Genomic DNA, 14,677 nt, shown 5'->3' with positions numbered 1-14,677 from the left:
AATCGGGACATTTCTGTTCCTTGTCCAACCAGTCTTGGCAATAAGTATTCTAATTGGGCAAGTTCTACTTGCAGTTTTCCTTCTTTTGATCGTGCACGCATAGCAAATATATCTAAAATTAATTGTGTACGATCAATAATTCTTGCATTTAACATATTCGATAAGTTTTTTAATTGACCTGGAGTTAATTCACTATTAAAAATTATCACATCCGCTTGCAACTCTTCTTCTAACGTTTTCAATTCCTCTACTTTTCCTTTTCCAATATAAGTTGCAGGGTCAGGACGATCTCGCTTTTGGGTAACGGTTATAACCGCTTCGCCATTGGCCGTTTCTGTTAAAGATGCTAGTTCTTCTAAGGAATAATGAAACTGTTCATCTTCCATTGAAGGCAGTTGACATCCTACTAAAATGACTCGTTCTTTTTGTTTTGTCATCGTATCACCAATCTTCTAGTTAATTTATAATTTTTTGAATATATGTACTTTTCCCGAAAGGGTTGAATTCCTCATTCATCATGATAAAATCGGTAAAGACGTATAATTCAACTCATTTTCTTAAATTTGAAAGATATTCACAAGAAAATGAGACAATTTGATTATTTTTTTCAATAAATTATTTTCCTATATTATTGTTTCACATCGAGATAGATGGAAACATATATAATTATAATTGAATGCCTAGAAAATTCATAGTTATGATCAAACATGAAAATTTGATGTTCTGGCAAAAAAATCGCAAGCACCCCCCCGCTTGCGATTTTTTATTTTTCTTCATCTGGAAATACTAAATCAATGCTTCTTAATGTCATTAACTCATTTCGAGAATAGTCATTCTCCATTAATAATCTCATTGCTTGTGTACGGATCGATTTTTCGATGATATTTCTGACGTATCTACCATTGGAGAAAGTGATCGGCTGAATGGCCGTTTTCATGTATATTAAATGTTCTCTTAATTTTCTTTCTGCATCTGAACTTAAAACATATTGTTTTTCATCCAACATTTTTTTAGCAATTTCTATTAATTCGTCTACCGTATAATCGGGAAAATCTATGACTAATGGAAAACGTGAATGAAGTCCTGGATTAAGTGTTAAAAAATGATCCATTTCTCTTGAATATCCGGCTAAAATTAAAATAAATTCATGTTGTTTATCTTCCATATGCTTAACTAATGTATCAATTGCTTCTTTACCGAAGTCCTTTTCTCCTCCACGCCCTAATGAATATGCTTCATCGATAAATAAAATTCCTCCAAGAGCCTTTTTAATTAAATCTCTCGTTTTTTGTGCCGTATGCCCAATATATTCTCCTACTAAATCCGCTCTTTCTGCCTCAATCAAATGACCTTTCGATAAAATGTTCATCTTTTGAAATAATTTTCCGATTAATCTTGCGACGGTTGTTTTACCTGTGCCCGGATTCCCTTTAAACATCATATGGAGCGCTTGTTTACTAGCTTTTAATCCCTTTTCTTCTCTTTTCTTATTTACATAAATCCAAGCATAGATTTCCTTTATGATTTTTTTCATATTTTCCATGCCTACTAGCGAATTTAGCTCTTCTTCAATTTCTTTTAGCGCCTCATGTGTTGTAGGAATCTCCTTAGGAACAACTTCTTTCTTCGGTTCTTTCCATACACTTTTTCGTTTTGTATTTAAAACGATATTAATTTGACCATTATTCTTCATCCGTAATGGTTGATCCAAAGCAAGTTCACCTCTCATTCTTCCATCAGTATACGCACAGTTGTTAAATTTGTGATCATCGCCCATCCCAATATTTCGACATAAACTTGATGGATTTCTTTTAATCTATTGGAAATTTGACGAATCGTAAATGTTGAATGGGATGCTTTTGCTATTCTTGTCAAATCTTGCGCTTTCCCAAGAAATAATGGTTCCATTTATATGTTTATTCAACAAATCGGGAAGTCATGATATTTTCTTTTATTCGCCTGTTTATAGAGAAATGGTGTGAAGAAAATTTTTGGATGAGAGGAAATGTAAACGAAGCAAAACTAAATGTGGAGAAAAGAAAAGACGCCTATATGGCGCCTATCTTGATTATTCCATCTCTAATTGAACATTTCTGCTCGGTGCAAACGTGGAAATAGCATGTTTAAATACTAATTGTTGTTTCCCATCGGATTCAAAAAGTACTGTAAAATTATCAAAACCTTTTACATAGCCTCTAATTTGAAAACCGTTTAATAAAAAAACAGTTACTTGAATATTTTCTTTTCTTAATTGATTTAAAAATTGATCTTGAATATTAATCGGTTGTTTCATCATTCGTCCTCCTCATGTTTCTCTTATTTATGTATTCGCTTTTACTTGGAGCTTTCCTGCAATATATTGGGATATTTCCTCAAAAATTTTTAGTTCCTGCTCCAAGTTCGTCATATCAAACCACTTGACATCCATCTTGTTACGGAACCATGTTAGTTGACGTTTAGCATAGTTCCGAGAGTTTTTCTTTAACAACTCAATCGCTTCATCTAATGAAAGCCTTCCTTCGAAGTATTCATATAGTTCTTTATACCCGATGGCTTGAACCGACTGGCAATCTCTAATGCCACGATTATATAATCTTTTTGCTTCTTCCAGCAATCCTTCTTTCATCATTACATCCACTCGTAAATTAATTCTTTTATACAAAAGCTCCCTATCCATTGTCAAACCGACAAGTGCTGTTTCATAAATCATATTCTTTTCTTGTTGCTCACGTTTTTCACTCATTCGAATTCCAGTTGTTAAATAAACTTCTAACGCGCGAACAACACGTCTTACATTGTTAGGATGAATATGTTTTGCTGAAACGGGATCAATTTGAAGCAATTGTTGATAAAGTTTTTCTTTTCCTTCTGTTTCCGCTGTTTCATATAATTTTTTCCGCACATGGTCGTCAGTTGGAACGTCAGGAAACTGATAATTGTATAATACGGATTGAATATATAGTCCTGTTCCTCCTACAATAATTGGAAGACGATTTCGATTAGTAATTTCGGTTATTTTTTCTCTAACTAATTGTTGAAACTCTTTAACGGAAAATGATTCATCAGGATCTTTTATATCAATTAGATGATGGGGAATCCCTTCTTTTTCTTCTTCTTTGATTTTTGCCGTTCCTATGTCCATGTCTCGATAAATTTGCATGGAATCTCCACTAATAATTTCACCATTTAATCGTTTTGCCGTATATATACTTAATTTCGTTTTTCCAACGGCTGTTGGCCCGATAATTACTGCAACCTTTTCTTTTTTTTTCAAAGTATTTCACAGCCTTTAAATGTATTCCTTTCGAAGTCCATTCATTTGCAAGATTATCGTACCATATTTTACATCGTTGGTGAACCTCTAACTATTATAGACGAATCTATAATATTTATACTTCATAAAATCTTGACAATAAAAAGGAAGGCACCATATGCCTTCTCTAACTAGGTTTCTTCAAAAATGCTTCTCTAACAACATTGACAATCGATTGAAAATCAGCTTCTTTATAAAAATAATAAACATTTTCTTTTTCAATCTTCCAAGGATTCTCTTCGTGATAAGAGTAAAGAATAAAAACTGAACGATTATTTTCAATTAATTTATAAAAAATAGGGAGAAACTCCTCAGATAAATTCTCTGTATCACAAAAAATATATTCGTATTCATCATTTAGATCTTTTAGTTGGTCGATGATATCCACATGATCAATAAGATCTGGACGCGTTCGTTTGATAACTTCTTTTAATATAATCGTATACGAATGGTAGGTGTTAACAATAGCAATGCGAATGTTATCTTCGCTAATCATAAACATCCCTCAATTTTCAACGATAAAATAATAAGATTCCTACGATCTAGTTTGATTTTACAGTGTCTAATAAACTATTCACTTCATGATCGAGGATGTAAACTTTTAACAATTCGAGAAAATTAAACTAGGTAGATGGTTGAATAGTAACTTTTACAAGGATGTGATAAACAATGATGACAATTTTATGGAGGGAATCAACCACTCGAATAGATGACTAATAATTTTGAATGATCATTTTTTTATAAACATATTACTTTATTAATATTAAAAAAACAACGAACAAATATTGGCAAATCTTTCAAGAAAATAGGAGATTAGACTCATAGCCTTTCTTAGTAGCTTACGAAATGAATAAGCCCGTTGCGATAAGACAAATGAGTATTTGATTTTTTCACAATTAAAAAGCTGCCTCGTTTTTTAAACGAAACAGCCTTGAAGTTACATGACTCGTTTAAACATTTTCTCTAACTCATAGGTTGAATAATGAATGATAATCGGTCTACCATGCGGGCATGTAAATGGATCTGTAGTTTCTCTTAATGTATCAAGAAGCGTTTGCATATCTTGTAATCGTAAATAATGGTTCGCTTTGATCGACCCTTTACAACTCATCATAATTGCAGCTTCTTCTCTTAATTTTTGAATATTCACTTGCTTCATTCCTAAAACTTGTTCAATCATCTCTTCAATAATTTGTTTCTCCATTCCTTTAGGGAACCATACTGGATGATTACGAATGATATAGCTGTTATGACCAAATGGTTCTAAAAATACTCCTACTTTTCTCAATTCCTCTAAGTGTTCTTCAATTTTTACATATTGATCAGTAGAAAATTCAAATGTCATTGGTAAAAGTAATTCTTGAAGTTCATTGGTTACTTGACCAACTTTTTCTTTATAATATTCATATTTAATTCTTTCTTGAGCAGCGTGTTGGTCGATGATATAGAGCCCGTTTTCATTTTGTGCAATTATATATGTTCCATGAACTTGCCCTACAGCATACAAAGGCGGAACTTTGGATGAAGGTTCGTTTTCATTTGGCTGACTTTCATCGTTATTAATAGCTTCTTGTTTTTCCTCAGAACTTTCACTGGATGAATATTTTTCAAACACCCTTTCCGTTTGTGGCATCTCCATCGGATTTTGTTCTTTTTCTTTAATGCTATTATTCTCTTGTAGTTGATGATCAGGTGTTTGTGAAACTGATTTTGGAGTATCTTGTCTAGTAAGATGGTCTAATGTCAATGTTGTTTGTTCAACAATTGGTTTCGTTTTTGTTTTTTCTACCGTCACCGAAGGAATTAAAGTCTGTTTTCTTAACGTATTACGAATACACTCTTCAATTAATTGATTCAGTTCGGCTTCTTTACTTAATCGAACTTCCAATTTTGATGGATGAACGTTCACATCTATTAGAAGTGGATCCATTTCGATATGAAGTAGGCAAATGGGGTACCTTCCAATTGGTAAGAATGTATGGTACCCTTCGAGAACTGCTTTTGCTAGGCTATAATTTTTGATAAACCGGCCGTTAATCATAATAGAAATGTAGTTGCGGGAAGCTCTTGTTATTTCTGGTAAACCTATGAAACCAGTAAGTTTAAAATCAAGAGATGTCGCTTGAATGGGAATCATTTTTTTCGCAATATTCATCCCATAAATTGCGGCTAATACTTGCCGGTCATCTCCATTTCCAGTCGTATGAAGCAATACGCGCCCATTATGAATGAGTTTAATCGACACTTCTGGATGAGCTAAAGCAATGCGATTGACAATATCTGTGATATTTCCTAATTCCGTATGAATCGTTTTCATATATTTCAATCTCGCCGGTGTATTAAAAAACAAATCAGTAACGGTGATATCAGTTCCTTTTCTTAATGGTGCTTGTTCGTGGGTTACGATCTTTCCCCCATCAAGAACGATTTTTGTTCCATGACCTTCCCCGGTACTTGTTATCATCTCCAATTTCGAAACACTTGCAATACTAGGTAAGGCTTCACCTCTAAACCCTAACGTTACAATTTGAAATAAATCTCGCTCATCTTTAATTTTACTAGTTGCATGACGGGAAAAAGCGGTGACGACATCGTCCGGTTCAATTCCCTCTCCATTATCGATCACTCTAATTTTCGAAAGTCCTGCTTCTTCTAATTCGATTTCGATAACAGTACTTTTCGCATCAATGGAGTTTTCTAATAATTCTTTTACAACGGATGCCGGTCGCTCCACCACTTCACCGGCTGCGATTTTGTTTGATAGGGCATCGTCGAGTTGAATGATTTTTCCCAATCGTGCCACCTTCTAACTTTTTAAATTTTTTTGTAATTCATAGAGCTTGTTTATTGCTTGTAATGGTGTCATTTCCAGTAAATTTAATTGTTCTATACTTTCTAACACTTTTCTTTCTTTCGTAGTTAACGAGCTTTTTTCTTTTACCGGTTCTTCTTCAAAAAATGATAATTGCTTTACTTCTTCAGTTTCAACCGACTGGCTCATTCTATCTTTTTCGTTTTTCTCAAATGCTTGTAAAATTTCTTTTGCTCTCTCGATTAAGTCTTTTGGTAATTCTGCTAATTCAGCAACATAAATTCCGTATGACTCATCAGCGGCCCCGTCTTTTACTTTATGAAGAAATACCACTTTTCCATTTTGTTCCATCGCACTTACATGGACATTTTTTAGTTTCGGTAATTTTTCTTCTAAGACGGTTAATTCATGGTAGTGGGTGGAGAATAATGTTTTAGCACCAATGCGATCATGAATGTATTCAATCATCGCTTGTGCCAATGACATGCCATCGTAGGTAGACGTTCCTCTTCCAATTTCATCAAATAATATTAAACTATTTTTTGTCGCATTGATGATCGCATTTTTTGCCTCTAGCATTTCTACCATAAAAGTACTTTGTCCACTAATTAAGTCGTCAGCTGCTCCAATTCTTGTAAAAATTTGATCAAAAATCGGAAGTGTCGCTTCTTCCGCAGGAACAAAACACCCGATTTGCGCGAGGATAGCCGTTAAGGCAATTTGACGCATGAATGTACTCTTTCCCGACATGTTTGGTCCGGTTATTAATAGTAATTCACGATCGCCATCCATCTGACAACTATTTGGTACATAACTTTGACGATTCATCACTTTCTCAACAACCGGATGTCTTCCTTCTTTAATGGAAAGAGTACCATCTTTACTAAACGTTGGTTTTACGTAATGGCGCTCTTCACTTACGGTCGCAAAACTTTGCAACACATCGATTTCACTAACTGTTCTAGCTAACTTTTGTAAGCGAGGGATAAATGTCTTTACCTTTTCTCTTATTTCTGTGAAAAGGTCATATTCCAGATCCACTATTTTTTCTTCTGCTTCTAAAATTAAAGCTTCTTTTTCTTTTAATTCAGGTGTAATAAATCTTTCTGCATTGGCTAGTGTCTGCTTTCTCTCATAACGGTCGTCATTTAACAAATGTAAATTTGCTTTCGTGACCTCGATATAATATCCAAAGACTCGATTGTATCCTACTTTTAAAGATTTGATTCCTGTACGTTCTCGCTCGTCTCGCTCAAGTTGCGCAATCCAATTTTTCCCGTTTCTACTTGCATCACGATAACGGTCCAATTCTTCGTTATAATTTTCGCGAATCATATTCCCTTCTTTTACACTTATCGGAGGTTGGTCAACTAAAGCACGTTCTAGAAGGTCTGCAACTTCTTCACAAGGGTCAAGAGAATCAGCTAACAGATTGCTTTCTTCACTATTTAACTGATAAATAAACTCTTTTAAAGAAGGAATTTGTTGTAAAGATTTTTTTAATTGGACTAAATCTCTTGCGTTTACATTTCCAAATGCAACACGTCCTGAAAGTCGTTCTAAGTCATATACTTGTTTTAATAGTTCTCTTATTTCTTGTCGAACAAAATAATGTTCAAGAAATTTTTCTACAACATGTAAACGACGTTCAATTTCCTGTTTTTGAATTAATGGGCGATCAATCCATTGTTTTAATAATCGTCCCCCCATGGCCGTCATCGTTTCATCCAATAACCATAAGAGTGAACCTTTTTTTCCCTTTGTTCGTATCGTCTCTGTTAATTCTAAATTACGTTTGGAAAAATAATCGATTTTCATATAATGATGGAGTTCATACTTTTCCACCGGACGTAAATGGTCTAAGCTTCGCTTTTGCGTTTTGTATAGGTAGTTAAAAAGTCTGCTAGAAGCGATAATTAACGAATCATCATTCAATTCTTTTAATAATGGTTGAAAAGACTCTAAAACTTGAACATCTTCTTCGTACGAAACGGTTAGTGATAATCGTTCCTTCAGTTTTTGTAAAAGTTTTGGATTCGTTTGTTCAGAAACAACGATTTCTTTTACTTTTAATGATGAACATTCATTTAATATATCATCAAATTGATTGGTTATCGTCGTTTTCGTTTCGCCCGTTGATAAGTCAGCATAAGATAGCGCAAACGAATGATCAAAGGATGTAAACGATGCTATGTAATTGTTCTCTTTATCGTGTAAATGCTTACCTTCCATTAACGTACCTGGAGTAATTAATTGAACAACTTCTCGTTTGACGACTCCTTTGGCATTTTTCGGGTCTTCGGTCTGTTCACAAATGGCAACCTTATACCCTTTTTCAATTAACTGTTCAATATATTGAGGAGCTGAATGATAAGGAACTCCGCACATTGGGATTCTCTCATCACCGCCACCGTCACGACTTGTTAACGTAATTTCTAATTCCTTTGATGCTTTAATCGCATCATCAAAAAACATTTCGTAAAAGTCACCTAAACGGAAAAATAAAAAGGCATCTTCATATTCTGCCTTGATTTGTAAGTATTGTTGGATCATTGGGGTATATTGTTTCATCTATCCCAGCCCTTTTCGATTGTATTCGACATATAATTATATCATAATTTTACAATGACATGGCAGGATTGACACGAAAAACTTCATGTGGAACCTTGTTAATAAGAACATTACCCTAATTGTGAATAGGAAGTTTTTCCGAAAAGAAAAATAACTAGGAAGTAAAGTCTTCCTAGTTATTCCTCTTCAGCATTTACAAGAAAGTCTGGATTTAATTCTTCAAATTCTTCATCGGCTACGTCTAAATCCCAATCATCATCTTCTTTTAAACCGTCTTTGCAGATCTTCACTACAACTTTTGTCTCACCGATTAATTCTACATGAAATTCTCTTTCAACATGAACGACGATTTTATTTCCGTTCGGTGAAATAACAGCTTCTTCACAATTAGGCTGTTGGACTGCTTTCGCAATTACCTCCTTGTCAGAGATGGTATTCTCATCACGGTATTTAAGTTTTATGACATCTTTATAGGTAACAGTTTCAGAACAAACGTCCGTTTTTGTATTATTGTTATATGAATACCAAATATTGATGTCGTATTTACCGTAAATTTCTACTGTCTTACCAACCTTTTTAGCTTCATAGCTATGGTTGATAATCCAACAACCTAAAATGCTCGACGGTGTATGGGGCGGGCGAATCGTGTGAGTGGACTGTGTATATTTTCGTCCTTTCGCTACGACCGCTTTTGTGATAATTTCTCTGCAATCTGCCATGCGAGCGTAACCTCCTCAATTTTTTTCACTACATGGTATGCGTGACAATAGACTAGTGTGAGAACTTTTTGCCAAGGTTTATCAACCTTCTTTCTACACATCGTATGCGAATAAGAATCATTGGGTGATTCTCCCTCTGTAGATCTTTCCTATACATAAAAGAAGGCACAAAAAAAAGGAACGAAAATTTCGTTCCTTTTCATACACTCGTTATTGACAACTTCCTTTTACACCGTGTCGGACGGCAGCTCCTGTTTCTCCACGTAAAACGTTTCCTCCTGTAGAAAGGATGATTTCGTCCGTAACGGTATTGGAGATGGCATTTGCTACGATTTGAAGGAGCTCATTAACTTCCATTTGAGATTGTTTGAACTCTTGAACAATTGGAATCTCATCAAGTTCAGCTTCCAGCGCTTCGATTTTTGCTTCCACTTTCTTTAAAGCTTCTGTTTTTCCATAATGTTGGAAATTCACAGCTTGTTTTTGTAAACTCTTAATACTTGCAATCATTTCACGAACCTTTTGATTTTCGTGAATTTTTGCTTCAGCACGTTTGAAGAAATCAACTTCTTCAGTTTCAGCAATCATTTTTGCTAATTCTTTAGCACGTGCAACTATTTCATCTTTAGTATATTTCGCCATGTTACTTCACCTCTACTGTATTTACTTCTTCTACCATTTCCCCATCTAATGTCCATGTTTTAGCGTTCGTAATTTTTACTTTCACTAATTTCCCAATGGCAGATTTTGGTCCTCGGAAGTTTACTAGTTTATTTCTTCTTGTATATCCTGCGAGAACTTCCGGATTGTTTTTAGATTCGCCTTCTACTAATACTTCTACAATTTCACCTTCATATTTTTTCATCGCTTTTGCTGAAAACTCATTTACAAGAGCATTTAAACGTTGTAATCTTTCTTTTTTCACTTCCATTGGGACATTATCTTGCATTTTTGCTGCTGGTGTTCCTTCACGAGGTGAATAAATAAATGTATAGGCAGATTCAAATCCTACCTCACGATATAAGGATAAAGTTTCTTCAAATTGTTCTTCAGTTTCGTTAGGGAAACCAACAATAATATCCGTTGTTAAAGCGACATTTGGGATGGCTTCTTTAATTTTACGAACTAATTCTAAATATTGTTCTCTGTTATATTTTCTTGCCATCATTTTTAATACATCACTAGAACCAGATTGAACAGGTAAATGGATATGTTCGACTAGATTTCCGCCTTTTGCTAAAACTTCAATTAAACGATCATCAAAATCGCGCGGATGGCTTGTTGTGAATCGAATACGAGGGATGTCAATTTTTCTTAGTTCATCCATCAAATCTCCTAAGCCATATTTCATATCTTTAAAATCTTTACCATATGCATTAACGTTTTGTCCAAGCAGAGTAATTTCTTTATATCCTTGTGCAGCTAAATGGCGAACTTCTTGAATAATATCTTCTGGACGACGGCTTCTTTCTTTACCTCTTGTATAAGGAACAATACAATACGTACAGAATTTATCACAGCCATACATGATGTTAACCCAAGCTTTAATATTGCCCATTCTTACTTTTGGAAGATTTTCGATGATATCTCCCTCTTTAGACCAAACTTCAACGACCATTTCTTTAGACATATATGCTTCTCTTAAAAGATATGGCAAGCGATGGATGTTGTGGGTTCCAAAGATCATGTCTACAAATGGGAATTGTTTTAAAATTTTGTTGACAACGGCTTCCTCTTGAGACATACACCCACAAACCCCTAATAATAAATCAGGGTTTTCTTGTTTTAAAGGTTTTAAGTGACCAAGTTCACCGAATACTTTATTCTCTGCATTTTCACGAATCGCACATGTATTTAATAAAATCACATTTGCATCTTCGACTTTATCTGTAGGTTCATAACCTAATGCAAGAAAAATACCTGCCATGACTTCCGTATCGTGTTCATTCATTTGACATCCATACGTACGGATATAAAATTTACGTCCATTTCCCATACCACGAAATTCTTCCGGAATTTCAAAATCTTTATGATATTTTACTTCTTCTTTACCACGACGTTTAGCATCTTTTAAAGATGGTGGCATGTATACTGTTTGGAAGTATTTACTGTAATCCTTTTCGGATTTTTTGTCCGAAGGATTAGCAGTATTTACTTGTTGACTTTCTAATCTTTGTTTTTCGTTCATGAAAATCCCCTTTCTTTTATACATGAAAACAGAATAATATAAACGTACATTAAATCATTATAAACTTTTCCGTTATAACAAACAATATTGTACCGAAATTGTCGGAATTTGGACACGAACCGATTGATTCAAATTTTCCAAAAATTGAACGGTAGTAGTTAAGCCTTCCCCAAAGAAATTAGATCCTCACATTAGTTCATTTTTTGTAAAGATACACTATAAATTCAAAAGTATGTTTCCTATAATCTTCATACAAATAAAGCCTTAAAGGTAGAATAAGTATTCACCACCTTTAAGGCAATTATATTACATAAATTCAGCAATTAACTTATCAAACGTTTCTTTTGGTAGTTTTAAGTCAGCATTTGTTAATGACTCTTCGGAATATCCTTTTATTAGTTCTTGGTAAGATTTTTGTTCAGTATTTTGGTAGATAAGTCCAGTTACTAATCCATTATGTTTCATCAATGTGTTCATAGCCATTGTACGATCGGATGGATCATATCCCTCAATATCGCTTAGTTTCACAAGATTTTCTTTAAACCAGTCATAAGTGTTTATTTTATTGTATGTTACACAAGGGCTAAAGACGTTAATAATGGAAAATCCTTTATGTTGGATTCCTTGTTCGATTAAAGAAGTAAGTTCTTTTAAATCGGATGAGAAACTTTGAGCAACAAATGTAGCTCCTGCCGTTAATGCCATTTCCATTGGAGAAATTGCTTGTTCAATAGATCCTTCCGGTGTTGATTTTGTCTTAAAGCCTGTTGCAGAACGAGGGGAAGTTTGTCCCTTCGTTAGTCCATAAATTTGGTTGTCCATGACGATATATGTGATATCGATATTTCTACGGATCGCATGGATGGTATGCCCCATTCCGATGGCGAACCCGTCACCGTCACCACCAGATGCGATAACAGTTAAATCTTTATTAGCCATTTTCAAACCTTGGGCAATTGGCAATGCACGGCCATGAATTCCATGGAACCCATAAGAATATATATAACCAGAAATACGTCCGGAACAACCGATTCCTGAAACGATTGCCAATTGTTCAGGCTCTAAACCAACGTTCGCAGCGGCTCTTTGAATAGCTGCTTGTACAGAAAAATCTCCACAACCCGGACACCAATTCGGTTTTACATCATTACGGAATTCTTTAAATGTTGCCATTTAGCACAACTCCTTACATTTTGAATAAATTTCGCTAGGTAAGAATGGGTTTCCATCGTACTTCAATACATTATGGATTTTTTGTGCAAATCCGACATTCATTTTAATAATGTTTGCTAATTGCCCAGTCGCATTATGTTCCACAACAGCCACTGATTTTGCTGATTGAACTAAAGGCAGCAATTCTTCTGTAGGGAATGGATGGATGAGACGAACGTGAGCATGGTTAACTTTTAATCCGTCTGCTTCTAAGCGCTCGATCGCTTCTTCAATAGCCCCTCTTGTTGAATTAAATCCAATGATTAAAAGATCTGCTTCATCATGTGGTGCATTTTTATATACCGGTGTATTCCATTTAAAGTTTTTCAGTTTACGAAGTCTTTTTTCCATTTGTTGATTTCTGTTTTGAGCACCTTCAGAAGGTTTTCCTGTTTCATCATGTTCTACACCAGTGACATGATGAATGCCATATTTCATCCCCGGAATAACGCGAGGAGATACCCCTTCATCTGTTAATTCATAACGTTTAAAATAGCCTTTCGGTGCAAGTTCTGGCAACTCACCAGTCACAAGTTTTCCACGTCGAATTTCCACTTTATCGATATCAAGTGGTTCTACCGTTTGTTTACCTAAAGAAAGTTGTAAGTCAGATAAGACAATCACTGGACATTGATATTCTTCAGCCACATTAAATGCTTCTGCCATATCATAAAATGCCTCTTCAGCAGTACTTGGTGCGACAACTACTTTAGGAATTTCCCCATGTGTTCCATAAATCATTTGCATTAAGTCAGATTGTTCTTGTTTTGTTGGAAGACCTGTTGATGGACCACCACGTTGTGTGTCTACAATAACTAATGGTGTTTCAGTGATACCTGATAGACCTATAGCCTCCATCATTAAAGATAAACCTGGGCCCGCAGAAGCGGTAAATGCTCGAACACCACCGTAATTGGCACCAATAGCCATTGTACATGCGGCGATTTCATCTTCTGTTTGGATAACCGCTCCTCCTACAGATGGTAATTTTTTAATTAAATATTCCATAATTTCAGAGGCAGGAGTAATTGGATAGGCTGCCATAAAACGTGCTCCACCTGCTAATGCTCCTAAAGCAATGGCATCATTTCCTATCATAAACATACGTTTTTTACCATCAGCAGGCTCTAATTTTAAGTGATCGGATGAATCTTGAGCTAAATTCTCCTTCATCACTTCATAGCCTTTTTGAATCGCTTTCATATTGTTTTCTACGACTTGTTCGCCTTTTCGTCCAAATATTTCTTGAACAACTTCTTTAAAAATATGAATATCTAAATCTAAAACTGCACATGTCGCACCAATGGCAACCATGTTTTTCATTAATGAAGTTCCTAATTCTGTTGCAATTGCTGTAAAAGGGATCGAATACAGTTGTGCATTTGTATCTTCAGGTTTTTTCGGATCAAATTTTGCATCAGCAATGATGACACCTTGATCATGAAGTTCCTTATAATTAACATCGATTGTTTCTTGATCGAAGGCGACTAAGATGTCTAGATCATCCGAGATCGTACGAACTTCTTTTGTACTTACACGAATTTTGTTGTTCGTATGTCCTCCTTTAATTCTAGATGAGAAATGACGGTACCCGTATAAATAATATCCGAGTCTGTTTAAGGCTATTGAAAAGATTTCACCTGTACTTTCAATACCTTCACCCTGTTGCCCGCCAACCTTCCATGATAGTTGATTTACCATTGAAAAGCACCCCTTTAAAATTAGAAAAATAGTAAATGTTAGATTCGATCGTCGTCTAAACGATGGGTATAATAATAGTATACTAGATAATGAGAAACATCCGTTTTTCCTATCCTAAACGCTTTCAATTCTAGACTTGTTGTCGAAAAAATGCAAGTGTT

The 14,677-nt window shown here is 34.9% G+C and carries 13 protein-coding genes; all 13 read right to left on the bottom strand.

From position 1 onward, the window contains the following. Window positions 1–437, bottom strand: a 437-nt coding sequence (locus AC3ASS_RS05665; protein ID WP_488282545.1) for an HflX-like GTP-binding protein, incomplete at its 3' end; no start/stop codon positions are given. Window positions 438–763: 326 nt separating this feature from the next. After that, the gene (gene spoVK / locus AC3ASS_RS05660) at window positions 764–1,711 is read right to left on the bottom strand and encodes a stage V sporulation protein K (RefSeq protein ID WP_488282544.1); all 948 of its coding nucleotides are present in this window, start codon (window positions 1,709–1,711) and stop codon (window positions 764–766) included. A gap of 14 nt (window positions 1,712–1,725) precedes the next feature. Then, window positions 1,726–1,908, bottom strand: coding sequence for a hypothetical protein (locus AC3ASS_RS05655; protein WP_488282543.1), 183 nt, complete (start codon window positions 1,906–1,908; stop codon window positions 1,726–1,728). A gap of 160 nt (window positions 1,909–2,068) precedes the next feature. Then, a complete protein-coding gene (gene hfq / locus AC3ASS_RS05650) occupies window positions 2,069–2,293 on the bottom strand; it encodes an RNA chaperone Hfq (protein ID WP_488282542.1) in 225 nt (74 codons plus the stop codon). A gap of 27 nt (window positions 2,294–2,320) precedes the next feature. Beyond that, window positions 2,321–3,274, bottom strand: coding sequence for a tRNA (adenosine(37)-N6)-dimethylallyltransferase MiaA (gene miaA / locus AC3ASS_RS05645; protein WP_488282541.1), 954 nt, complete (start codon window positions 3,272–3,274; stop codon window positions 2,321–2,323). Between the two features lie 166 nt (window positions 3,275–3,440). Then, window positions 3,441–3,809 (bottom strand): hypothetical protein, encoded by a 369-nt coding sequence (locus AC3ASS_RS05640; protein ID WP_488282540.1) that lies wholly within the window; start codon window positions 3,807–3,809, stop codon window positions 3,441–3,443. Window positions 3,810–4,250: 441 nt separating this feature from the next. Further along, entirely contained in the window at window positions 4,251–6,107 is a 1,857-nt protein-coding gene (gene mutL, locus AC3ASS_RS05635) for a DNA mismatch repair endonuclease MutL (protein ID WP_488282539.1), read from the bottom strand. A 12-nt stretch (window positions 6,108–6,119) separates the two neighbouring features. Further along, the gene (gene mutS, locus AC3ASS_RS05630; protein WP_488282538.1) at window positions 6,120–8,696 is read right to left on the bottom strand and encodes a DNA mismatch repair protein MutS; all 2,577 of its coding nucleotides are present in this window, start codon (window positions 8,694–8,696) and stop codon (window positions 6,120–6,122) included. Between the two features lie 176 nt (window positions 8,697–8,872). Beyond that, window positions 8,873–9,415 (bottom strand): outer spore coat protein CotE, encoded by a 543-nt coding sequence (locus AC3ASS_RS05625; protein ID WP_488282537.1) that lies wholly within the window; start codon window positions 9,413–9,415, stop codon window positions 8,873–8,875. 210 nt (window positions 9,416–9,625) lie between these two features. Next, the gene (locus tag AC3ASS_RS05620; RefSeq protein WP_488282536.1) at window positions 9,626–10,057 is read right to left on the bottom strand and encodes a YlbF/YmcA family competence regulator; all 432 of its coding nucleotides are present in this window, start codon (window positions 10,055–10,057) and stop codon (window positions 9,626–9,628) included. A gap of 1 nt (window position 10,058) precedes the next feature. Then, window positions 10,059–11,603, bottom strand: a complete 1,545-nt coding sequence (gene miaB, locus AC3ASS_RS05615) for a tRNA (N6-isopentenyl adenosine(37)-C2)-methylthiotransferase MiaB (RefSeq protein ID WP_488282535.1) — start codon at window positions 11,601–11,603, stop codon at window positions 10,059–10,061. Window positions 11,604–11,909: 306 nt separating this feature from the next. Beyond that, window positions 11,910–12,776 (bottom strand): 2-oxoacid:ferredoxin oxidoreductase subunit beta, encoded by an 867-nt coding sequence (locus AC3ASS_RS05610; protein ID WP_488282534.1) that lies wholly within the window; start codon window positions 12,774–12,776, stop codon window positions 11,910–11,912. Next, the gene (locus AC3ASS_RS05605; RefSeq protein WP_488282533.1) at window positions 12,777–14,516 is read right to left on the bottom strand and encodes a 2-oxoacid:acceptor oxidoreductase subunit alpha; all 1,740 of its coding nucleotides are present in this window, start codon (window positions 14,514–14,516) and stop codon (window positions 12,777–12,779) included. It abuts the gene before it with no gap. Between the last annotated feature and the right edge of the window lie 161 nt (window positions 14,517–14,677).

This window comes from Bacillus sp. JST-5, assembly GCF_057747715.1.
This window is presented reverse-complemented; position numbering and strand designations above follow the sequence as displayed.

Bases quoted from the DNA above. Each gene is read 5' to 3' on its own strand.
- AC3ASS_RS05655 (WP_488282543.1), bottom strand. From the start codon at position 1,908: ATGGAACCATTATTTCTTGGGAAAGCGCAAGATTTGACAAGAATAGCA.
- hfq (WP_488282542.1), bottom strand. From the start codon at position 2,293: ATGAAACAACCGATTAATATTCAAGATCAATTTTTAAATCAATTAAGA.
- AC3ASS_RS05640 (WP_488282540.1), bottom strand. From the start codon at position 3,809: ATGATTAGCGAAGATAACATTCGCATTGCTATTGTTAACACCTACCAT.
- mutS (WP_488282538.1), bottom strand. From the start codon at position 8,696: ATGAAACAATATACCCCAATGATCCAACAATACTTACAAATCAAGGCA.
- AC3ASS_RS05625 (WP_488282537.1), bottom strand. From the start codon at position 9,415: ATGGCAGATTGCAGAGAAATTATCACAAAAGCGGTCGTAGCGAAAGGA.
- AC3ASS_RS05620 (WP_488282536.1), bottom strand. From the start codon at position 10,057: ATGGCGAAATATACTAAAGATGAAATAGTTGCACGTGCTAAAGAATTA.
- miaB (WP_488282535.1), bottom strand. From the start codon at position 11,603: ATGAACGAAAAACAAAGATTAGAAAGTCAACAAGTAAATACTGCTAAT.
- AC3ASS_RS05610 (WP_488282534.1), bottom strand. From the start codon at position 12,776: ATGGCAACATTTAAAGAATTCCGTAATGATGTAAAACCGAATTGGTGT.
- AC3ASS_RS05605 (WP_488282533.1), bottom strand. From the start codon at position 14,516: ATGGTAAATCAACTATCATGGAAGGTTGGCGGGCAACAGGGTGAAGGT.